The sequence below is a fragment of the Bradyrhizobium sp. GW821-FHT13H06 genome (assembly GCF_058803975.1).
Genome location: NZ_JBXAPN010000002.1, coordinates 99,793 through 120,237, shown reverse-complemented (window position 1 = coordinate 120,237; position 20,445 = coordinate 99,793). Strand labels below are relative to the sequence as shown.

The 20,445-nt window shown below is 65.4% G+C and carries 21 protein-coding genes and 1 riboswitch; of the genes, 5 read left to right on the top strand and 16 right to left on the bottom strand.

The window, feature by feature from the left end:
* The first annotated feature begins 374 nt into the window (after positions 1–374).
* The gene (locus AC1RQP_RS07375) at positions 375–809 is read left to right on the top strand and encodes a hypothetical protein (protein WP_061879483.1); all 435 of its coding nucleotides are present in this window, start codon (positions 375–377) and stop codon (positions 807–809) included.
* Positions 810–899: 90 nt separating this feature from the next.
* On the opposite strand, the gene AC1RQP_RS07370 is transcribed toward AC1RQP_RS07375, so the two are convergent.
* From AC1RQP_RS07370 to AC1RQP_RS07360, 3 genes are all read right to left on the bottom strand, one after another.
* Complete coding sequence (locus tag AC1RQP_RS07370; RefSeq protein WP_492936462.1) at positions 900–1,595, bottom strand: glutathione S-transferase family protein; 696 nt, start codon at positions 1,593–1,595, stop codon at positions 900–902.
* Between the two features lie 136 nt (positions 1,596–1,731).
* Complete coding sequence (locus tag AC1RQP_RS07365; protein WP_492936461.1) at positions 1,732–2,382, bottom strand: glutathione S-transferase family protein; 651 nt, start codon at positions 2,380–2,382, stop codon at positions 1,732–1,734.
* A gap of 312 nt (positions 2,383–2,694) precedes the next feature.
* Positions 2,695–3,204 (bottom strand): mismatch-specific DNA-glycosylase, encoded by a 510-nt coding sequence (locus tag AC1RQP_RS07360; protein ID WP_492936460.1) that lies wholly within the window; start codon positions 3,202–3,204, stop codon positions 2,695–2,697.
* Positions 3,205–3,568: 364 nt separating this feature from the next.
* Between AC1RQP_RS07360 and AC1RQP_RS07355 the strand changes: the two genes are divergently transcribed.
* A complete protein-coding gene (locus tag AC1RQP_RS07355; RefSeq protein ID WP_492936459.1) occupies positions 3,569–4,072 on the top strand; it encodes a GTPase in 504 nt (167 codons plus the stop codon).
* 90 nt (positions 4,073–4,162) lie between these two features.
* Here the strand turns inward: AC1RQP_RS07355 and thiC are convergent, their stop codons facing one another.
* The 6 genes from thiC to AC1RQP_RS07325 form a co-directional block, all read right to left on the bottom strand.
* Positions 4,163–6,061 (bottom strand): phosphomethylpyrimidine synthase ThiC, encoded by a 1,899-nt coding sequence (gene thiC / locus AC1RQP_RS07350; RefSeq protein WP_492936458.1) that lies wholly within the window; start codon positions 6,059–6,061, stop codon positions 4,163–4,165.
* A 184-nt stretch (positions 6,062–6,245) separates the two neighbouring features.
* Positions 6,246–6,854, bottom strand: a complete 609-nt coding sequence (locus AC1RQP_RS07345; protein ID WP_492936457.1) for a thiamine phosphate synthase — start codon at positions 6,852–6,854, stop codon at positions 6,246–6,248.
* Positions 6,841–7,623 (bottom strand): thiazole synthase, encoded by a 783-nt coding sequence (locus AC1RQP_RS07340; RefSeq protein WP_492936456.1) that lies wholly within the window; start codon positions 7,621–7,623, stop codon positions 6,841–6,843. The genes AC1RQP_RS07345 and AC1RQP_RS07340 overlap by 14 nt, the downstream gene beginning before the upstream one ends.
* A 192-nt stretch (positions 7,624–7,815) precedes the next feature.
* On the bottom strand, positions 7,816–8,013 hold the full coding sequence (thiS, locus tag AC1RQP_RS07335) for a sulfur carrier protein ThiS (RefSeq protein WP_492936455.1): 198 nt from the start codon (positions 8,011–8,013) through the stop codon (positions 7,816–7,818).
* A gap of 24 nt (positions 8,014–8,037) precedes the next feature.
* The gene (locus AC1RQP_RS07330; protein WP_492936454.1) at positions 8,038–9,060 is read right to left on the bottom strand and encodes an FAD-dependent oxidoreductase; all 1,023 of its coding nucleotides are present in this window, start codon (positions 9,058–9,060) and stop codon (positions 8,038–8,040) included.
* Positions 9,048–9,176: riboswitch (TPP riboswitch) on the bottom strand. (Overlaps the previous gene by 13 nt.)
* A gap of 201 nt (positions 9,177–9,377) precedes the next feature.
* Entirely contained in the window at positions 9,378–9,920 is a 543-nt protein-coding gene (locus AC1RQP_RS07325; protein ID WP_492936453.1) for a transglycosylase SLT domain-containing protein, read from the bottom strand.
* A gap of 231 nt (positions 9,921–10,151) precedes the next feature.
* On the opposite strand from AC1RQP_RS07325, the gene AC1RQP_RS07320 reads away from it, so the two are divergent.
* A complete protein-coding gene (locus tag AC1RQP_RS07320; protein ID WP_028178064.1) occupies positions 10,152–10,367 on the top strand; it encodes a hypothetical protein in 216 nt (71 codons plus the stop codon).
* A gap of 6 nt (positions 10,368–10,373) precedes the next feature.
* On the opposite strand, the gene AC1RQP_RS07315 is transcribed toward AC1RQP_RS07320, so the two are convergent.
* On the bottom strand, positions 10,374–11,696 hold the full coding sequence (locus AC1RQP_RS07315; RefSeq protein ID WP_492936452.1) for an ATP-binding protein: 1,323 nt from the start codon (positions 11,694–11,696) through the stop codon (positions 10,374–10,376).
* Between the two features lie 11 nt (positions 11,697–11,707).
* Positions 11,708–12,448 carry a response regulator gene (locus AC1RQP_RS07310; protein WP_061877526.1) on the bottom strand — a complete coding sequence of 247 codons (741 nt, stop codon included), beginning with the start codon at positions 12,446–12,448 and terminating at the stop codon, positions 11,708–11,710.
* A 180-nt stretch (positions 12,449–12,628) separates the two neighbouring features.
* Between AC1RQP_RS07310 and AC1RQP_RS07305 the strand changes: the two genes are divergently transcribed.
* Both AC1RQP_RS07305 and AC1RQP_RS07300 read left to right on the top strand, forming a co-directional pair.
* Complete coding sequence (locus AC1RQP_RS07305; protein ID WP_492936451.1) at positions 12,629–13,189, top strand: hypothetical protein; 561 nt, start codon at positions 12,629–12,631, stop codon at positions 13,187–13,189.
* Positions 13,190–13,415: 226 nt separating this feature from the next.
* Positions 13,416–13,937, top strand: a complete 522-nt coding sequence (locus tag AC1RQP_RS07300) for a PRC-barrel domain-containing protein (RefSeq protein ID WP_239626505.1) — start codon at positions 13,416–13,418, stop codon at positions 13,935–13,937.
* 108 nt (positions 13,938–14,045) lie between these two features.
* Here the strand turns inward: AC1RQP_RS07300 and AC1RQP_RS07295 are convergent, their stop codons facing one another.
* The 5 genes from AC1RQP_RS07295 to AC1RQP_RS07275 all read right to left on the bottom strand — a co-directional run bounded on the left by AC1RQP_RS07295 (position 14,046) and on the right by AC1RQP_RS07275 (position 20,368).
* Positions 14,046–14,876 (bottom strand): ABC transporter permease, encoded by an 831-nt coding sequence (locus AC1RQP_RS07295; RefSeq protein ID WP_492936450.1) that lies wholly within the window; start codon positions 14,874–14,876, stop codon positions 14,046–14,048.
* Positions 14,873–16,135: an ABC transporter permease gene (locus AC1RQP_RS07290; RefSeq protein WP_239626502.1), complete on the bottom strand. Its 1,263-nt coding sequence runs from the start codon at positions 16,133–16,135 to the stop codon at positions 14,873–14,875. The genes AC1RQP_RS07295 and AC1RQP_RS07290 overlap by 4 nt, the downstream gene beginning before the upstream one ends.
* Positions 16,136–16,403: 268 nt before the next feature.
* On the bottom strand, positions 16,404–17,462 hold the full coding sequence (locus AC1RQP_RS07285) for an ABC transporter substrate-binding protein (protein ID WP_239626500.1): 1,059 nt from the start codon (positions 17,460–17,462) through the stop codon (positions 16,404–16,406).
* 64 nt (positions 17,463–17,526) lie between these two features.
* Positions 17,527–18,666, bottom strand: a complete 1,140-nt coding sequence (locus tag AC1RQP_RS07280; RefSeq protein WP_239626499.1) for an ABC transporter ATP-binding protein — start codon at positions 18,664–18,666, stop codon at positions 17,527–17,529.
* A gap of 133 nt (positions 18,667–18,799) precedes the next feature.
* A complete protein-coding gene (locus AC1RQP_RS07275) occupies positions 18,800–20,368 on the bottom strand; it encodes a DUF4403 family protein (RefSeq protein ID WP_239626497.1) in 1,569 nt (522 codons plus the stop codon).
* Between the last annotated feature and the right edge of the window lie 77 nt (positions 20,369–20,445).

Here is a 20,445-nt window from a genome sequence, read left to right as displayed (position 1 = left end):
CGTGCAGAGATCATTGGGCTTTTCAGAATTCGGGAACGGCGAACTATCCGCTTGCTCCGTCGGGCAAAACAGGGGCAGAATGGCATGATGGCCACGGTCAGTGCGCAGTGCTTCGCCTCTCGCCACGCGCAGCCCGAACGTTGTGAGAGGACGGGCCATCTGCCCCGTCATTGCGAGGAGCTCTTGCGACGAAGCAATCCAGGCTGGCTCCGCGGAGAGATTCTGGATTGCTTCGCTGCGCTCGCAATGACGCGGAATGAGGGCTCTCCGAGTGCACAGCCGCACCCCATCATGTTGCCGCCCCGATCGATGGGGTAAGTTCGCTACGTCTGATTCGCCAATCCTGCCTTGAAAAATAGCCTCCGGAGACATCCATGAAGCTCGCATCCACCCTTCGCGCCGCACTGGTCGCCATCGCCGCCCTGGCCGGCCTCTCGACCGCCGCGCGGGCCGACAGCGGCTTCGTGACGCTGACGATCTACAAGGCGGGCTGGATCATCGGCGGCTCCGGCGGCTCGGGCGTGCTCAACTTCCGCGGCCGCTCCTATGCGCTCTCGACCGGCGGCCTCGACTACGGCCTCGTGTTCGGCGGCTCGAAAACCGTGCTGCGCGGGCGCGTCTCCAACATCAACCGCCCCTCGGACGTCGCCGGCGTCTACGGCGCGGCGGGTGCAGGCCTTGCCGTCGGCCGCGGCGCCCGCGCCATCGTGCTGACCAACCAGAAGGGCGCGGTGCTGGAACTGACGGGTCACCAGGTCGGGTTGATGGCGAACGCGGATCTCAGCGGGCTCGCGATCACGATGCGGTAGGGCGCGGCCCGCCTCACTTCGTAGCCCGCATGAGCGACAGCGACATGCGGGTCAACGCTCGGCCCCGGATGTCGCTGTCGCTCATCCGGGCTACACTCCGCTCACCATCGCATGAATCCGCTCGCAATGCGCGACGAGATTTTCGTGCGCATCGACGAAGGCCTTCAGCGGCGTCGGGATCGGAAAATAGTAGATGTTGGCGACGAAGCCGTAGATGCCGGCATCGACGCTGGTCGGCGCCGCGCCGTGGACGAAGCCCGCGGCCGGCACGATCTCCGCCAGCACCTGCAGATCGGCAAGCCCCCGCGCGTAGGCCTGCTCGGGCGTGTAGCGGCCGATGCCCTGGTGGTGATAGCGCTGCGCGTTGTACGCCTTCGCCTTCTCGAACCCTTCCGCATTGATCTGCGGATGCTGCGCGATGAAGCCGTCGCGGAACGCGGGATAGAAGCGCTCGTCCTTCCAGCGCGAATACGACATCACCCAGTAGAGATCGTCCAGCATGCGCGTGACCAGATGATCGGTGCGGCGCTGCGCCGCCGGCAGCGCGGCATCGATGCCGAGCCGATATTTCGCGACGGCATGCGCGATGATCGTTTCGCTGTCGCCGATGGTCTCGCCGTCGTCGACGACGTAAGGCAGCTGCCCGCGCGGCGCGGTGGAGGCATCGAAGATGTGCTCCTGCACGAACGGCACGCCCGCGAGCTTCAGGAAGGCATAGACCTTGAGGCCGTAGCCGTTGTTGTCGGCGACGCCGAAGAGTTCCGGGTAGGAGTAGAGGGTCAGCATCGGCGCGCTCCTCCGTTTGGGGGGAGCCCAGAATGCAGGGGGGCCGAAATGGATGCAATGCCCGCCCGGAGCCCCATGAGCGGAAGCGAGATGTGGGTCGCCTGCTAGCCCCGGATATCGCTTGCGCTCATCCGGGCTACGAACGCGATGCAGCGGTGAACACCGCCAACTGTGCCTCGAACGCACGCCTGAACGCCGGCCGCGCTTCGCCGCGGGCGACATAGGCGGCGATATTGGGATATTCGTCCAGCAGGCGAGATGTATTCAGCCGGCGCAGCACCGTCACCATCATGAGATCGCCGGCGCTGAACGCGCCGTCGAGCCAGTCGGCACCGCCGAGGCGGCGGGACAATTCGCCGAGCCTGATGCGGACGCGGTCCTGCAGCAGGGGCAAGCGCTCCGCGTACCAGCTCCTGTCGCGTTCGAGCAGCATGGCCATGCCGAGCTCGACGATCGGCGGCTCCAGCGTGTTCAGGGCCGCGAACATCCACGCGATCGCACGCGCCCGCGCGTTCGGCTCAAGCGGCAGCAGCCCGGCATGACGCTCGGCGATGTGGAGCACGATCGCGCCGGACTCGAACAGCGCGAGATCGCCATCCTCATAGGTCGGGATCTGCCCGAACGGATGCAGCGCAAGATGCGCCGGATGCTTCATCTCTTCGAACGAGACGAGGCGAACGCCGTAGGGCTGGCCGACCTCTTCGAGCGCCCAGCGAACGCGCATGTCGCGCGCCTGCCCGCGGCCGCGATCGGGCGAGCTTGCGAAGGCAGTGATGGTGGGAGGCATCTGGCGGCTCCTGGTTGATCGTGCTTTGCACCGGAGGACGAACGGCCGATGCGGATTCCGACACGAGCCCAATGGACGATCTCGTAGCCCGCATGAGCGGCAGCGACATGCGGGTCGCCTGCTGGTCCCGGATGTCGCTTGCGCTCATCCGGGCTACGCCACCTCACCCTGCGCAGGTCTGCAGGATGGGTAGAGCGCAGCGAAACCCATCGCCGGGTCTGCGGTCCAGTCGGCGTTTGGTGCGATCGCACGGGTGCACCTGTTGCTTCGGCTCAGCTGATGGGTTTCGCTGCGCTCTACCCATCCTACAAACTACGCAGCGATCCACGCCGCCAGCTCTCGCCACGGCCCAATCGTCCAATGCCCGGACGCCGCGCCGGACGGCGACGGCAGCACGAACACCTCCGGCAGGCTCGCCTCGCGCTTCTGCCGCCCCAGCACAATCCCGCTCGACGGCTTGCCGTAGAACAGGCTCGCCGCCTTCTTGCTCGTGAACGCAATCGTCCGCGGCCGGTACTTTTCGATCTTCGCCCTGAACCCCGGCACGTCGATCGTCTCCGCCGCGATCTGGTGATCCATCCCGGCGCCCGACTTGGAGAGATCGGTGAAGCCGATCCCGAGCTCGATCAGGCTGGCGAACTCGCCCGGCTGATAGCGCCGCGGCGTGATCCCGGCCTCATGGATCGCGCGCCAGAAGCGATTGCCGGGATGGGCGTAGTAGTGCCCGAGCTCCGCCGAGCGCGTCGAGGCGGCGGTGCCGACGAAGACGAGGCGGAGGTTGGGAAGGAGTTGGTCGGGGAGGCGGTGGAGTGTTCGCGGCATCTTCTAAAAGCTGGCTGGGCGGACTCTTGGAAGGTTTCGTTCTGGGCGAACGGTAGAGCAACGGAGTCTGGTGCTCTGCGGCTTGCTAATATGAGCGTTATAGTTGTATTTTCTAGAGAGGGCGAAAAAGCTGCCGCTCAACTAGTTAGCTATGGATGGTGACGCTTTTCAAAGTGGTCATGCTTGAGGGGTTCTCGTCGAAGTGCTGTGACAAGCCAGAAATCTATGCGGCCTTGTCGCTTCGCTCACCCGGCCTGCGCTTGTTAAGCGCAGGCGGCTTTACGCGCGACTTGTCAGACATTGTCGGTTGAGTGTTATTAATAGGTAAATCAAAAATTGTATCAAAACGTTGATGGGGTAATTTATGTCAGATCGACTTTTCGTAAGTGTGCTCGGACGTCGCAACTCTGGCAAAAGCCGCACTTGGAATGATCTGTTCGGGGCCACGGTGCATACCGGAAAGCACCCGCGCATGTTGGAATTGCAGCGAGGAGAATGCGTCGAGGTATTTCTGATCAGTGGCTCGAACGAAGAGCGTCAACAATACGCTGGCGACGTACTGGACGGTCAGCAGGCCCGGATCATTCTTTGCTCGATGCAATACACGGACGCCGTGTTCGACACCATCAAGTATGTGGAAGACAATGACTTCTGGATTTACGTCCAATGGCTCAATCCGGGCTATAGCGAGCCTGACCGACAATATTCCGACTATCTTGGGATTGCGAACCGCCTCATATTCAACAGCGGAGCAACGCTTGCCGTTCGTTCCGGGAAAAGCGATCCTCCGACCAGCCGAGTTCGCGAACTTAAGGAGTTCATCTACGGTTGGGCCAAGTTTCGAAATCTGATTGTTCCGTGCCCGTGAACTGCGCCGCTCACACGCGGTAATGAGACGCATCTAGGAAAGCCGAGCAACTCGCTCGGCTCTCCCAACCTTGTGCGATGGGCGAGAATTTCACAACACCCGATTGCTCTCCTTCACCTTCTCCGCATCCAGATACAAGCTCTCGCCCATCTCCTTGAACTTCGCGCTCATCCTGGCCATGCCGTCCTCGGCCGTGCCGCTGATCGACATGCCCACGCTGTTCGGATCATTCAGCGTCGCGGCGTAGTCGCGCACGTCCTGCGTGATCTTCATCGAGCAGAACTTTGGGCCGCACATCGAGCAGAAATGGGCGACCTTGTGGGCTTCCTTCGGCAGGGTCTCGTCGTGGAAGTTCTTGGCCGTGTCGGGGTCGAGGCCGAGGTTGAACTGGTCGGTCCAGCGGAATTCGAACCGGGCGCGGGAGAGGGCGTCGTCGCGCAGTTGCGCGGCGGGGTGGCCCTTGGCGAGGTCGGCGGCGTGGGCGGCGATCTTGTAGGTGATGACGCCGGTCTTGACGTCGTTGCGGTCTGGCAGGCCGAGATGCTCCTTCGGCGTGACGTAGCAGAGCATGGCGCAGCCGAACCAGCCGATCATGGCTGCTCCAATGCCTGACGTGATGTGGTCGTAGCCCGGCGCGATGTCGGTGGTCAGCGGTCCGAGCGTATAGAACGGCGCCTCGCCGCATTCCTTGAGCTGCTTGTCCATGTTGATCTTGATCTTGTGCATCGGCACGTGGCCGGGGCCTTCGATCATAACCTGGCAGCCCTTGTCCCATGCGATCTTGGTCAGCTCGCCGAGCGTTTCGAGTTCGGCAAACTGGGCGCGGTCGTTGGCATCCGCGATCGAGCCCGGGCGCAGGCCGTCGCCGAGCGAGAACGAGACGTCATACTTGCGCATGAGGTCGCAGATCTCGTCGAAATGCGTATAGAGGAAGCTCTCCTTGTGATGCGCCAGGCACCACTTCGCCATGATCGAGCCGCCGCGCGAGACGATGCCGGTGACGCGGCTGGCGGTGAGGTGGATGTATTGCAGGCGCACGCCGGCGTGGATGGTGAAATAGTCGACGCCCTGCTCGCACTGCTCGATCAGGGTGTCCTTGTAGAGCTCCCAGGTCAGCTTGACGGGATCGCCGTTGCACTTCTCCAGCGCCTGGTAGATCGGCACGGTGCCGATCGGCACCGGCGCGTTGCGCAGGATCCATTCGCGGGTGGTGTGGATGTTGCGCCCCGTCGAGAGGTCCATCACGGTGTCGGCGCCCCAGCGGATTGCCCACACCATCTTCTCGACCTCTTCCTCGACCGACGAGGTCACCGCGGAGTTGCCGATATTGGCGTTGATCTTGGTCAGGAAGTTGCGGCCGATGATCATCGGCTCGAGCTCGCTGTGGTTGATGTTGCAGGGGATGATGGCGCGGCCGCGCGCGATCTCGTCGCGGACGAATTCCGGCGTGATGAAGGCGGGCACCGAGGCGCCGAAGCTCTCGCCGTCGGCGAGCGCTGCCTCGGCGCGTTCGAGCTGCTCCTTGCGGCCGAGATTTTCGCGCGCGGCGACGTAGATCATCTCCTTGGTGATGATGCCGGCGCGGGCGAATTCGAGCTGGGTGATCTTGTGGCCGTCGAGGCTGCGTAGCGGCTTGTGATAGGCCGAGAAGGCGCGCGCGGCCTTGTCGGTCGAAAGGTTGCCGTTGTCCTCCGGCTTGATCTGGCGGCCCTCATATTCCTCGACGCCGCCGCGCTCCAGCACCCATTGCTTGCGGTTGCGCGGCAGGCCGGCGTTGACGTCGATGGTCACGGACGGGTCGGTGTAGGGGCCGGAGGTGTCGTAGACCGGCAGGTTCGGCTCGCCCGCGCCCTCGGAGAGGATGATCTCGCGCAGGGGCACGCGCAGGTCGGGCGCAGCGTCGGGCGTCGCGAAGATCTTGCGCGAGGAGGGAAGGGGGCCGGTGGTGACGGCGGGCACGGTCTTGTCGGGGTTGGAGCGGATGTTCATGGGGATCCTCCGGTTCAATTTTGTTGTGCGATGTCTGATCTCGTCATCCTGAGGTGCGAGCGTTGCGGCGCGTCCGCGCCGCAACGAGAGCCTCGAAGGATGAACGAGCCGGGCCGTCGCCCTTCGAGGGCCGCTGAAGAAGCGGCCACCTCAGGGTGACGGGACGAAGAAGAGCGGACCTGCATTATGCGGCCTCCTTGGATAAGCCAAGCCATTGCCGCACCCGCGCGTCGGGATCGGCGTTCTGGGTGACGTCGCTGACCACCGCGATCGAATCCGCGCCGGCGGCAAAGATCTCTGCGGCGTGCTCGAACTTGATGCCGCCGATGGCGACCAGCGGGATGTTGCCGATGCGCTTCTTCCACTCGGTGATTTTTGGAATGCCCTGCGGTTCGAAGCGCATCGCTTTGAGCGTGGTGAAGAAGATCGGGCCGAGCGCGACGTAGTCGGGCTGGGCTTCGAGCGCGGTCGCAAGCTCGTCGTCGTCGTGGGTGGAGATGCCGAGCTTGAGGCCGGCCTCGCGGATCGCCTTGAGGTCGGCCTCAGTGAGATCCTCCTGGCCGAGATGCAGATATTCTGCGCCGGCGACGACCGCCGCGCGCCAATAGTCGTTCACCACCAGCTTGGCTTGCGTTCCCTTCGTGATCGCCAGCGCGTCGCTGACGATCTGCAGCGCCTGGGAATCGTCGAGCTCCTTCGCGCGCAGCTGGATGGTGCCGACGCCGAGCTTGGTCAGGCGCTCGACCCATTGAAGGCTGTCGACGACGGGATAGAATCGATCAGGATACGGCATGCCAGAACGGGGTCCCAACGACAGGGGTGGAGGGGGAGGCGAAATCGCGGGCGTTCATCAGCCCGGCTTCATAAGCGGTGCGGCCGGCATCACAGCCGAGGCGGAAGGCGTTGGCCATGGCGACGGGATCGGCGGCCTTGGCGATGGCGGTGTTGAGCAGCACGGCGTCGTAGCCGAGCTCGAGCGCCTGGGCCGCGTGGCTCGGCGCGCCCAGGCCGGCGTCGACCACCAGCGTGATGTCGGGCAGCCGGTCGCGCAAGAGCTTCAGCGCGTCGCGGTTGGTGATGCCCTTGGCGCTGCCGATCGGCGCGGCCCACGGCATCACCACCTTGCACCCCGTTTCGACCAGGCGGCTGGCGACCGAGAGATCCTCGGTGCAATAGGGGAACACTTCGAAGCCGTCCTTGACCAGGATGCTGGCAGCTTCGACCAGGCCGACGACATCGGGCTGCAGCGTGTCGTTGTCGGCGATAACTTCGAGCTTGATCCAGTTCGTGCCGAACAGCTCGCGCGCAAGTTTCGCGGTGGTCACGGCCTCGCGCACGGTGCGGCAGCCGGCGGTGTTCGGCAGCACGGTGACGTCGAGCTCGCGGATCAGCTTCCAGAACGCATCGCCAGTCTTGCCGCCGGCGGATTCACGCCGCAGCGACACCGTGACGATGTTGGCGCCGGAGGCGCGGATCGCGTCCTGCATGATCGCGGGCGAGGGATAGAGCGCGCTGCCGACCAGGAGGCGGGAGGCGAAGGTCTTGCCGTAGAAGGTCACCATGGCTTCAATTTCCTTGTTGGCGACAGGCGAGGACCGTCATCCTGAGGTGCGCGCTCTTGCGCGCCTCGAAGGATGACAGCCGCGTGTGTGGCCATCCTTCGAGGCGAGCCGAAGAGCGGCTCGCACCTCCAGCGACGAGCGCTACGCGCTCGCGCGGGGATGACGACGGAGTTCGTGGCGGCAAGTCTCACCTCACCCTCCCTGCCGCGGCGTGATGATCTCGATCTCGTCGCCGGCCTTCAGCGGCGTCTCGGCCCAGCGGCTTTTCGGCACGACGTCGTAGTTCAGCGCGATGGCGAAATGGGTGCCTTCGTAGTCGAGCTCGTTGAGCAGCGCATCGACGCTGGCGGAAGTCACCTCGCGCTGCTCGCCGTTGACGATCACAAGCATTGGACGATCACCAGCATTGCACGATCACCCGCATTGCATCACCTCATTGTCGATCTGTCCGCGCTGGACATAGGCCAGCGTCAGCTCGGCAAGCGCTGGCGCGATCAGGAAGCCGTGGCGGTAGAGCCCGTTGACGCTGATCTTGCCGCCACGGATGCCGATGCGCGGCAGGTTGTCGGGATAGGCGGGCCGCAGGCCCGAGCCGAATTCGAGGATGCGGGCCTCGCCGAACGCCGGATGCACGGTATAGGCCGCGCCCAAAAGCTCCAGCGCCGAGCGCACGCTGACGCCGGTGTCTTCGGCCTCGATCGAGGTCGCGCCCAGCATGAACAGGCCCGCCTCGCGCGGGATGACGTAGAGCGGCCAGCGCGGATGGATCAGCCGTACCGGGCGCGCCAGCTGCACCTCACTGGTCTCGATCAGGATCATCTCGCCCTTGACGCCGCGAAGCTCCGGCTGCTCGTCGCGGGCACTGATGCCGCGGCAGTCGATCACGATGCCCTCGGGATCCTTCGCGAGGTCGTTTGCAGTGACGTCGCTGGAAAACTTGATGGTGCCGCCGGCGGCGCGGATGCGCTCATGCAGCTTCGGCAGCACGCGGCGCGGCTCGACATGGCCCTCGGCCGGGAAGAACAGCGCGTCGCGGAAGCGTCCCTCCAGCGAGGGCTCCAGCGCGGCGAGGCCGGCGGCGTCGAGCCGCTCGTGGCCCTCGGTCATGCGCGCGAAGCGCTCGAAATCGTTACGCTCGCGCGGATGGGAGACGACGAGCGAGCCGTTGAAAGGCGTGTCGGGCAGCTCGCGCCGCCAGATGTCGAGCGAGCGCAGCCCGAGGCGGCTGATGATGGGTTCTGCGACCTCGGCCTCGCAATAGGGCGCGAGCATGCCGCCGGCCCAATGGCTGGTGGCGTCCGTCATCGCCTCGTCACCGCGCTCGTGCAAGGTGACGGCGTGACCGGCCTGTGCGAACAGCAAGGCCTGCCAGGCGCCCGCAATGCCTGCGCCGATGATGGATACCGGGGAATCCGGTCGCTTGGTGGTCTGCAACATCCCTGTCCCTTCGCCGGCATGACCCGGATCAGGTTCAAAGGGTCACCGCGGTCCTGGGCAGGATTGCCCATTTAGCGGTATCTCAGCTCCTCCTCGGAGCACCCCTCGGAACGGTGCTAATGTATGCCAGTGGCGGGCGGTGTCAACGCGTGTTGGCCCGGAACCTCAGTGTCCGTGCCCCGGACGAGATGCAGCGCGCCGCCCTTTGCGGCGTGGTGCGTCGCAGAGCCGGGGCCCAGGGCTGGAGCGCGAGGTTGCTGGGTCCCGGCTCTGCGCAGCAGCGTTGCACGCTGCAGCGCGTCCGGGACACAAGAAGCTTATTTCAAGGCCTGCGCCCGCGCGTTGCGGAAGCCTTGTGCGAGCTTGCGGCGCGGCGCGGTTCCGAACATCGGCTGCGGATTGCCGTTCGGCTCCAGCCAGCTCTCGTTGCTGGCCTGCTGCACGATCGCCTGTTGCTGCTCCTGTCGCTGGCGCTTTGCAGCGTAGTAATAGCCGCCCGCGAAATAACGCACGGCTCGGGCATGATCGCCGTTGGCGGCGCGATAGGCGCCCGCGAGGTATTTGACCGCATAAGTGAGATTGGTGTTGGGATCGCGCAGGCCGGCGGCATCGCCGGTGTAGCCGACCCCGCGGGCGGTCGCGAGCTTGATCTGCATCAGCCCGATGGTGCCGCCACGGCCGACGAGGTGCGGCTGGTAACGGCTCTCGCGCATGATCACGCGGTGCACCAGCGTTTCCGGCACGCCGTTGGCGCGGGCATGGGCCGCGACCATCTCGGCATATTCGGCTTCGCCGGCGAATGCAGCCTGCGGCAAAATCAATCCGGCCGCGAGCAACGCGGCAACGCGTAAAATTTTCATCAGTTATTCCCGACTTGCCTGCGCCCGGCTGCTGTTAGGCAACCCGAACGCGGCGATGATGTGACCAAACGACGCCGTTAACGTTTTTGCGGTGCCGTGCCGCCGTTACGACTCAAAGCTGGCGTAATTGGGCTTCCGGGGCGGATGACCCCCGCTCGCGACAGCACGCCTGTCTATTCGTGCCGGCTCGCGAAAGCGAGCACGCAAGCGCTGCAAATCGGGAGAGGTGCCATGACAAAAGCCAGCCTCGTCAGTGCACACACCGGCGACATCCCCAGACACAACCCTTGCGCCCAGTGCGGCACGCCGATCGCGCAGCCCGATTGGATCGAGCCGGGCGAGGGGCGCGTCTCCTACCTCTGGACCTGCCGCGCCTGCAATTATCGCTTCGAGGCGGTGGCAATCTTCCCGCATGAGGCTGTCGAGCACCCACCGCTCGCGGCGTGAGGTGCGTCAAGCCGCGAGCCGCGGCTCCTGCCAGATCGGCAATCGCATCCGCACGATCAGGCCATGTGGCTCGCGGTCGTGCAGCGACAGCTCGCCGCCATGGGTGATCGCGATCGCGCGCGCGATCGAGAGGCCGAGCCCGAAGCCGGTGGACTCGTCCATGGTGCGCGCGTCGTCGCCGCGCACGAACGGCTCCAGCATCTCCTGCTTGCGCGCATCCGAAATGCCGGGGCCGTCGTCCTCGACGTCGATGACGAGCGTCGTGCCCGAGACGACGAGGCGGATCGTCACCTCGGCACCGAAGCGCACCGCGTTCTCGACGAGGTTGGTGACGCCGCGATGCAGATCGTCGGGCCGCGCGGCGGCGGTTGCGGACGCCGGCCCGTCGTATCGCACGACATGGCCCATGTCGCCGAACTGGTCGGCGATGAGCTGGAGCGTGCTGGCGATGTCGACCAGCGTCAAGGCCTCGATCTTGCGATCGTTGCGCAGCAGCGACAGCACCGATTCCAGCATCGAGCGCATCTGGTCGAGATCGATCAGCATGCGCCTGCGATTGCCCTCGTCCTCGATGAACTCGGCACGCAGGCGCAGCCGCGTGATCGGCGTGCGCAGATCATGGCTGATCGCGGCCAGCATCCGCGTGCGATCCGCCATCAGCCGCGCGATCCGCTCCTGCATGCGGTTGAGCGCACGCGCGACCTGGCGGATCTCTTCCGGGCCGCGCTCGGGCAGCGGCTCGGAGGTGCGGTCGAGACTGAAATTCTCGGCGGCCTTGGCGAAGGACGACAGCGGCCTCGTCAGCGTACGCGCCGCCCACAGGCCAAGCACGGTGACACAGATGAAGGCCGTCATCAGCGCCGTTAGCCAGGGCGCGCCCCAGAACATCGGCCGCGGGCCGCCATCGACACGGGCTGCGATCATCGTGCCGTCGGGCAATTCGATGCCGACGCGGCGCGCATTCCCGTCCGGGGCGAGCTGCGCCGCCTTGAAGCCCGGGGGGAGGTGGCGGCGCATCCCGCGCAGGTGCGGACTGTCGCTCGTCTCGACGGTCGCGGTGCCGGGTGCCAGCATCTCGATGCCGAGCCTGGGAAAGGCGCGCGCCAGATCGGCGACGAGGCGCGGCCGCTCGCTCGCCTCGGCCGCGCCGAGCAGCAGTGCGGCATCGGTCAGTTGATGGGCGCCGTCCGGCGGCGTCTCCTGGCGGTCGGGCCGACCGATCAGGAAAGCGGTGGTGACGACGAGATGGAGCGCGACAGTCGACGCCAGCACCAGCGCGGCGATCTGCCCGCCGATGCCGTTGAGGTGGAAGAACCCGGGCGGCTTCATCTTCGGCGCGCTCAGCCGCTCAGAGGCGTCGCGACCGCTTCCGTCCTCGGCGTGAACAGGTAGCCGCCGGAGCGCACCGTCTTGATGAGGGTGGGGTCGGCCGGATTGGGCTCGATCTTGCGGCGGATGCGGCTGACCAGCACGTCGATGGAGCGCTCGAACGAGCCGGCGTTGCGTCCCTGCGTGAGATCGAGCAGGCTGTCGCGCGACAGCACGCGGCCCGGCCGCTCGCAGAACGTCCTGAGCAGATCGAACTCGGCGCTGGTCACCGCGACGCGCGCGCCCTCCGGATTGCGCAGTTCGCGCAGGCGCAGATCGATGCGCCAGCCTTCGAAGGCGAGCGTGCTCGCGCCTTCGACCGCGCTCGCTGCCTGCGCCGCGGCCTGGCGGCGCAGCACCGCGTTGATGCGGGCGAGCAGCTCGCGCGGGTTGAACGGCTTCGGCAGATAGTCGTCCGCGCCCATCTCGAGGCCGACGATGCGGTCGACGTCCTCGCCGCGCGCGGTCAGCATGATGATCGGCGTCTGCGATTCGGCGCGCACCTTGCGGCACAGGCTGAGACCGTCCTCGCCGGGCAGCATGACGTCGAGAATGATGAGGTCGACGCGATGGTCGGCCATCGCCCGCGACATCTCGCGGCCATCGCTCACGGCGGTGACGTTGCAGGCGTTGCTGCGCAGATATTTCGCAATCAACGCCCGGGTTTCGCGGTCGTCCTCGACGACCAGGATGTTGGGATTGGGGATGGCCATGCGATTTGTTTGACCAAGATTCGGGCCAAATGGCGAATATTTTTGTTTCGATTTGTTTCTGTTCGGCTGCCTGAAACGAGCGGCAATCGACGGATGGTGGAGCGGCAAGACTGCGTTAAGGCCGTTAACCATACCGTGGCGTGGTCGGCGACGAAACCCCGCAACAACCACGGAGCCATCATGACCTCGATTTCGGCGGCCTCCGCCGGCAGCTATCAATCGCCGCTCCAGCGGCTTCAGCAGGAATTGCAATCGCAAGTCTCCACCGGCACGATCTCGTCGTCGGACCAGTCCGCGCTCTCGACGGCGCTGACCGATATCGACACGGCGCTCCAGCAGAGCCGATCGAGCGAGCAGTCGAGCGGCGCGCCTCCCTCCAAGGAGGAGATGCAGTCGAAGATCGACGACCTCATCTCGAACGAAGTGTCGAACGGGACGCTGACCTCCGACCAGGCCGAGGAGCTGAAAAGCGTGTTTCAATCCGCCTTCGCGGGCGGCGCGGGTGGACCGGGTGGCGCAGGCGGCCCGCCGCCCGGCCCACCGCCGGACGACGACTCTTCGGATTCGACGACGACGGACTCGACGAGCAGCAGCTCGACGGACCAGACCACGGCCGAGATCCTCCAGCAGTTCCTGCAGGCGCTGCAACAGTCGCAATCGTCGGCATCGTCCTACGGCGCCAACGGCAGCTCATCGAGCAGCTCGGATTTCTCCGCGCTCCTGATCGACTTCAAGAGCTGACCTGAGCGAGTTGAGGTCGGGCGCGGTCCTCGCCGCGGTCATGCGTTACCCAGGGCGCACGATTGTCGGCGGGGAACCGTGCATCGCAAAATGTTCCTGAGTGACGCAGGAACAATAGTTGTGGCTCCCGCTCGCGCATTGCGCGACGAAATTGCGGCGCGCAAGGAACTGCAAGTGATCAGCGCTGTTCTTCCCGCACGAGTTTTCAGTGAAGGAGAGGACAAACATGCTGACGAAATCGATCGCCGCCGGCCTTGCCGGCACCGCACTTCTTGCAACCGTCGCGTTCGCGCAATCGCCGACCGCCACCACCGACAAGGCGCCGACCGCGGCCGCCACCACGACATCCACGACCGCGACGGGCCAGTGGCGTACGTCCAAGATGGACGGCCTGAAGGTCTACAACGAAGCCAACGAGAACATCGGCACGATCAATGATCTGCTGATGGACAAGAGCGGCGCCATCAAGATCGCCGTGATCGGCGTCGGCGGCTTCCTCGGCGTGGGCGAGCATCTGGTCGCCGTGCCCTATGAGAAGCTGAAGTTCGTCAACGAGGCCGTCGCCTATACCGGCACGAGCGCCAAGCCGGGCGCGACCACGACCACCACCACCGGCGCTGCGACCGGCACCGACAGGCCCGCTGCGACCACGACGTCGTCGACGTCGAAATGGTATCCGGACCACGCCGTGTTCAACGCCAGCAAGGACGAGCTGAAGAACATGCCCGAGTTCAAGTACTCGGAGTAATGCGGCTCGCGTAACTGCCTGGACGAAGCGCGCCCGGTTCTCACTGGGCGCGCTGTCGAGTCTTTTCGCCATCGCGAGCAGCGCGCGACGAAATTGCGACGCCGCCGTTCAGGCCCCGCTGCCCTTGAGCCGCTCGTTGCGCCGGCGCAGGCCTTCCAGGGTGGCGAGGAGGATGATCGAGACCGTCGTCAGAATCACCGCCGCTGCCGTGATGGTCGGGCTGATGTTCTCGCGGATGCCGCTGAACATCTCGCGCGGCAGGGTGCGCTGCTCGGGGCCCGCCATGAGCAGCACGATCACCACCTCGTCGAAGCTGGTCGCGAAGGCGAACAGCGCACCCGACGCCAGGCCCGGCAGGATCAGCGGCAGGATCACGCGGCGGAACGCCTGAAGCGGCGAGGCGCCCAGCGAGGCGGCGGCGCGTGCCAGATTGGTGTCGAAGCTTTGCAGCGTCGCACCGACCGTGATCACCACGAAGGGCGTCGCCAGCGCGGTGTGGGCCAGGATCAGGCCGAGATAACTGCCGGTCAGCCCGATTGGTGCGAAGAAGAAATACAGGCCGACCGCGGTGATGACCCCGGGCACGACCACCGGCGACAGCACGAAAGCCAGCACGAGCGGTTTGAACCGGCTCTTCCACTGCGCCAGCCCCAGCGCGGCCGTCGTGCCAAGGACCATGGACAGCGCCGTCGAGGCGACGCCGATGATCATGCTGTTCTTCAGCGAGTTCATCCAGCGCGGCGAACTGATGAAATCGTCGTACCAGCGCAAGGAGAGGCCTGGCAGCGGATAGGTGAGGTACGAGCCCGAGCTGAAGGACAATGGCATGATCGCCAGGATCGGCGCGATCAGGAAGACGAACACCAGCGTGGAGACGATGATCGTCGCGGTCCACGCGATGCGCTGGCTGGGTGTGCGGAGGGAGGGGCTATCGCTCAATTCTTCATGCCTCCCGTGACCTGCTGTCCCTGCACCAGCTTGCCGTAGACGAGGGCGAGCAGAACGGTGGCCAGCAGCAGCACCGCACCCAAAGCCGAAGCGAGGCCCCAATTGGCCGTCTCGGTCGTGTAGAGCGCGATGAAGTAGCTGATCATCTGGTCGGCGGCGCCGCCGACGAGCGCCGGCGTGATGTAGTAGCCGAGCGCCAGGATGAAGACGAGCAGGCTTCCCGCGCCGATGCCGGGCAGGGTCTGAGGCAGGTAGATGCGCAGGAAGGCCGTGGCCGGCGGCGCACCGAGCGAGGCCGCGGCACGCATGTAGGCAGGCGAGATCGCCTTCATGCTGCTGTACAGCGGCAGGATCATGAACGGCAACAGAACGTGGGTCATGGCCACGCAGACGCCGAAGCGGTTGTAGATCAGGCGCAACGGCTCGTCGACAATGCCGAGCCACAGCAGGCTGTCGTTCACGACTCCCTTGCTCTGCAACAGGACGATCCAGGCGCAGGTGCGGACCAGAAGGGACGTCCAGAACGGCAGCAGAACGAAGATCATCAGCAGGTTCGACCGGGCCGGCGGCAACGTCGCCAGGAGGTAAGCGACCGGGAAGCCGAGGATCAGGCAGAGTACGGTGACGCTGAGGCTGATGATGAAGGTGCGGGCAAACAGGCTGCGATAGATGGCCTGGTCCGGCGGGGCCGCGACGATCGCGCCGTCCACGTTCCGCGTCAGGTCGAGCGCCGCCAGCAGGTAGAAGCTGGTCAGTGGACCGCCGGCGTCCTTGATCGTCGTCCAGGTGGTGCGTTCGCGCCAGGCCGGGTTGATCCTGCCCAGCGTCTCCTTGGCCGTCCCTCGCTCCGGCTCCGCCTTCAGATTGCGGGCCGTGCCGGTCAGGATCGTGCGGAAGCCGTTCAGCGCGTAGTTCAGCCGCTTGGCTGCGATGGCGATGGTGCCGGAGGCGCGCGCCGCCAGGATGTCGCTTGCCAGCGCGGTGTAGGCGTTTTCGTCCGGCAGGTCCTTGCCGTCCCACGCGGCGAGCGCAGCCAGGGTGTTCGGCAGAACCTGACGGACCTCGCGGTCGTCGACCGCACGCCACAGCATGCCGGCGATGGGCCCGGCGAAGGTGAAGAGCAGGAAGACGAGAAGCGGTGCTACCAGCGCCAACGCCTTGACCTGGCGTGTCCGCTCGGCGCGCTTCAATCGGCGCTTGAGCGGCACCTCGGTCGACGTATCGGCGCCGGTCAAGAGTGCATCCGTCATGGCATGAGCCCTTTTGAACGGACATCACTCGCCAATTCGTGCAGGGCAATCGCATGCGGTCTCTTGGCGCGGCCTGAGCGAGCGCCTCGTCCTTCGAAACGACCGCTTCGCGGTCTCCTCAGGATGAGGCTCCACGGCATCGGTGTCTGTGAAGTCGTTGCCGCACACTCAACCCTTATCCTGAGGAGCCCGCCTAAGGCGGGCGTCTCGAAGGATGGCCGCAATGAAACTGCTTTCCATGTGCGCCGCACGCGGGTGCTGCCGCGTGCTATTTCGCCGCCCATTTGTTGAAACGCTCGGTCAGGCGGTCGATGTTCTCGAGCCAGAAGGCAACGTTGATCTCGACCGCGTTCTTGATGTTGTCAGGCGCGGTCGGCAGATCCTTCAGGACGGCGGCTGGGAGCCGTCCGGCCGCATCCTTGTTCGAAGTGCCATAAGCAATGTTCTCCGACAGTTTTGACTGGTTCTCCGCCTTGCCGACGAAGTCCAGGAACTTGTAGGCCGCGTCCTTGTTCGGGCTCCCCTTCAGGATGACCCAGCTGTCGAGGGTGAACAGCGCTCCGTCCCACACCATGCCGAAATTCTTCTTCTCGTTCTTGTTCGCGGTGTCGATGCGGCCATTGTAGACCGAGGTCATCGCCACCTCGCCGGAGGCGAGCAATTGCGGCGGCTGGGCACCGGCCTTCCACCACACGATGTCGCCCTTGATGGTGTCCAGCTTCTTGAAGGCGCGATCGATACCTTCGTCGGTCGCCAGCACCTTGTAGACGTCCTTCGGCGCGACGCCGTCGGCCATGAGGGCGATTTCGAGCGTGGTCTTCGGGCCCTGACGCAAGGCGCGCTTGCCCGGAATCTTCTTGGTGTCGAAGAAGTCGGCCCAGCCGCCGGGGGGCTGCTTCAGCTTGTCCTTGTCGTAGCCGAGAACGAAATCGTAGAGGATGGCGCCGACGCCGCAAGGGTTGACCGATGGCGGGATATAGGCGGCCTCGCCGCCGATCTTGGAATAATCCAGCTTCTCGAACAGGCCTTCCTCGCAGCCGACCGCCAGTTCGTCGCTCTCGACCTGGACGACGTCCCAGGTGGCGGCACCGCCCTGCACCTTGGCGCGCAACACGCCGACGCCGCCGTCCCAGGACTCGTCGTTCATGGGAATCCCGGATGCCTTCTTGAACGGCTCGAAATAGACCTTCTTCTGCGCATCCTGATACGCGCCGCCCCACGACACGACGGTGAGGTCGCGTGCTTGCGCAACCGTCGCCAGTGCAGCGCTGGCGCTCAGTGCCGCGACCAAGCCCAGAGCCGTCTTGCCATTCTTGCGCTTCAGCATGGTCTTTGTTCCTTCTTCATGTGAGTTGCATTGAGGTTGGTCGATGCAGATCCGTTCGCGTGGATCAGGCGGGATCGAGGGCCAGGCAGTCCTCCGGGCGGAACGTGACGAAGACGTCTTCGCCAGGCCTTAGGCTGCCATGTCTCAGGCTGCCATGTCTCAGGCTGTCATGCGCGCCCGGCTGAAGCTTGACCATGAACTCCCCGTTGCCGGCGACGTCGAGCACGGCCAGCGCGTGGTCGCCGAGATAGATGGTGTTCTGCACCCTTGCCGGCAGCCGGTTCGGTCCCTCGCCGGAGCCGTCGTCCAGGACAATGGCGACGCGCTCCGGCCGCACCGACAGGGAGGTCGATGCGCCCGCGCCTGCGACATTGATCGCCCGAGCGGTCACGGTGCCGCCAGCCGTCAGCGCGACGCGGCAATAGCCCTTGTCGACCGCTTCGACGGTGCCGGGGAGCACGTTGTTCTCGCCGATGAAGTGAGCGACGAAACTGTTCACCGGATGCTCATACAGCGCATCGGGCCTGTCGATCTGCTGCACGATGCCATCGTTGAACACGGCGATGCGGTCTGACATGGTGAGCGCTTCACTCTGATCGTGGGTGACGTAGACGATCGTGATGCCCGTGGTCTCGTGCAGTTGCTTGATCTCCAGCTGCATCTGCTCCCGCAGGCGCTTGTCGAGGGCGCCAAGGGGCTCGTCCATCAGCACGAGTTGCGGATTGAAGACCAGCGCGCGGGCCAGCGCCACGCGCTGCTGCTGGCCGCCGGAGAGCTGACCCGGCCGCCGGTGCGCCAGGCTTTCCATCTTGATCATGCGCAACGCTGCCCTCACGCGCTCCTGCACTTCCGCCTTGTTCGTCTTGCGAACGGACAGCGGGAAGGCGATGTTCTCCGCGATCGTCAGGTGCGGAAACAGGGCGTAATTCTGGAACACCATGCCGATGTCGCGCTTGTGCGGCGGCACGTTCTTGATCGGGCGGTCCGCGAGATAGATCTCGCCATGGGTCGGCACCTCGAAGCCGGCCAGCATCATCAGCGTCGTCGTCTTGCCCGAGCCCGACGGGCCGAGCAGGGTGATGAACTCGCCCTTCCTGATGTCGAGATCGAGGTTCTTCACCACGAGATGCTCGCCATCATAGGTCTTCTGAATGCCGGAAAAGCGTACCAGTGCCGGCGCAGGTGTGACCATGCCGGCTTCCATGTCGTCCTCGCGTTATCAGCTACGTTGCTGCCACGACCTCGTCCGATGTCGCGAGGAACAGCTTAGCATCCTCGGGCGAGAATGCCAGCGGCGGAAGCGGCGAAGGCGCGTGCGGGTCCGGAATGAAGGCGCGCTACATGCCCGACAGCTTCGTCACGAACACGTTCAGCGAGCCGCCGGCTTCCGCGACCACGCGGAGGGTCTTGGAATCGAAGGCGATGTCGGCGAGCGTCAGGCTGTCGATTTTGGCCTCGACCTTGAGGCCGTCCTCGCTCTTCTGGTAGTCGGCGATTGCGGCCGCGATCTTCTCGCGGGCGTTCGCAGCGATCGGCTTCAGATCGAGCGTTGCCCGCTGCAACAGCGCCTGCTGCAGCTGCGGCACCACCGCGCGCGCGGCAGCGCCCAGCAGGCCGAAGGCGGCCTCGGATTCCACCGCGAGTTCGATGTCGTCGAGCCGCAGCGTCTGCCGTGCCTGGTCGAGAATCGGCCGGCCCCAGATGTGCACGGTCGCCTCGGCGCCGAGCCCGAACCAGCTCTTCTTCTCCTTGGCGCGCACCAGAAGCGAGATCAGCAGCCGGTCGCCCGAAGGGGTCACGTTGGCGCTCTTGACGGTGACGTCGACCGGGCCGGAGCCGTCCTCGGGATAGGTGCGGCCGACCATCTGCGCTGCGATCAGCTTGTTGATCTCGGTGAAAGGTACGTCGATCGGCACGCCGATGCTCACACCGGTGCCGGTCGGCGGTACGATCGAGATCTTGTCGGGAAACGGACACTCCGGCTTGGTCGCCGTCGAGGTGACACGTGTCTCGGCCTCGAGGCCGAGCAGCAGCGTCACGGCCTGCGCATCGACGCGCGGCTGCGCCGCGATCGCGCGCACCGGCTTCATCTCGAGCCAGAGCGGCGGCAGCGCGGCCGAGGAGCCCGAGCCTTGCAGCGGAATCGAGCGGCACGCCTTGGCCCATTGCACCCTGGCGTTCTCCCGCAGCGAAGGATCGTTGCGGATGCGTTCGGCGACCGCGTTGATCTGCTCGCCGACCGTCTTGTCGATCAGCGGCTTCACCTGCGCCGGCACGTTGACCTTGGCGCCGGCGACCGCGAGATTGGTGTCGCCGAGATTGACCTGGGCGCCGAGATTGGGCTCCAGATGCCAGGCGGCCGCGAGCTTCGGGCGCGAGGTGACGACCACGTTGCCCTTGATCTCGGCGCTGGCGTTCAGGTTCTTGATGTTGACGGCGCCGATCCGTTTCGCCGCGTCACCGCCGAGCACGCTGCCGAGCGCGTCGCCGAGCGCGCCCGTGGCTTTCGACGACAGCGACCCCGTCACGTTCAGCCTGCCGCTGAGCGGCGTCGAGATCGTCAGCACGTCCTTGTCTCCGGCAGCCGCCATCGGGCCGCGCGCGGCGGACCAGCCGATATCGGCGTTCTCCAGGATTTGCGAGATCGGGTTGTCGGCCTTGCCGGCGAAATTGCGCGGCGCGGCCTTCTCGGCCTGCTCGCGGATCGCAGATATCGCGATGGCGACCGGCGCGATGACGATGGAGCTCTTCGACGCCGGCGGCAGCGGCGGCAGTTGTGCGACCGGCGGCGCCGAGTTCGTCGCGTGCGGCGACAGGAAGTCCATCGCCTTCAGGCTGATGAAGAACGACGCCGCGAGCACAGCGAGGCCGATCAGGATGGTCTTCAGATTCAACGTCGGTCGCATCAATCCCCCAAGCAGCCCCGGCGGGATTCTACAGGGCGGGCGAAGAGGGCGCTAGAGCGCACAGGTGGGGTGGAATT